This is a genomic window from Oleiphilus sp. HI0079, from assembly GCF_001635105.1.
Genome location: NZ_LWFT01000898.1, coordinates 1 through 589, shown reverse-complemented (window position 1 = coordinate 589; position 589 = coordinate 1). Strand labels below are relative to the sequence as shown.

The window sequence follows — 589 nt, the reverse complement described above, 5'->3', positions numbered from 1 at the left end:
CGGTTGGTGACGAGTATCGCGTACAAGATGCTTTTAGCATTGAGTTTGATGAGTGTGTTAGATCGAATGGTATTCAGTTAAATGGTCTTATTACCGGCCGTTATCTAGAGATTGAGGGTTATAACACCGAATTTTCTAATGTAGTCGATATTGATCATTGTGCATCTCGTGTGGTTCGCGATGACTTTGATGGAAGCGCAAGAGTGATTGCGGATCAGGCTGAGATGATATTATTCGACAAGCAGGGGCCGCGCTTATTTGTGCGCTATCTAAACGCTAATCCAACGGATAGAACCGAAGTGGTCGAACATGCGGTTTACGAGCTCAGCTTGAGCGAAGAAGCCGTCGTGTTGAATAGTTCATCTACAGTGAGCGGCTCTGTCCTTGATGCAGATGGTGCTTCAATTTATAAAGTCTCTGAGGGTTTAGAGGAAAAGGTAGACTGTACCTATTATGAGCGTCAAATAGATCTTGATCTCGCTAGTTTAACATTGGCTGCAAGCGACTCTACGCGAATCCTCAATGGAAGCGTTACGCTAACGCACACCCAGAACCGTGCAGAGAACAAAATATTGCGGATCACCTCTGA

General features: G+C 45.0%; 1 protein-coding gene. It reads left to right on the top strand.

Going from position 1 to position 589, the window contains the following annotated elements:
* A partial coding sequence (locus A3750_RS26280) for a hypothetical protein (RefSeq protein ID WP_197475095.1) occupies window positions 1–589 on the top strand: 589 nt, incomplete at both ends.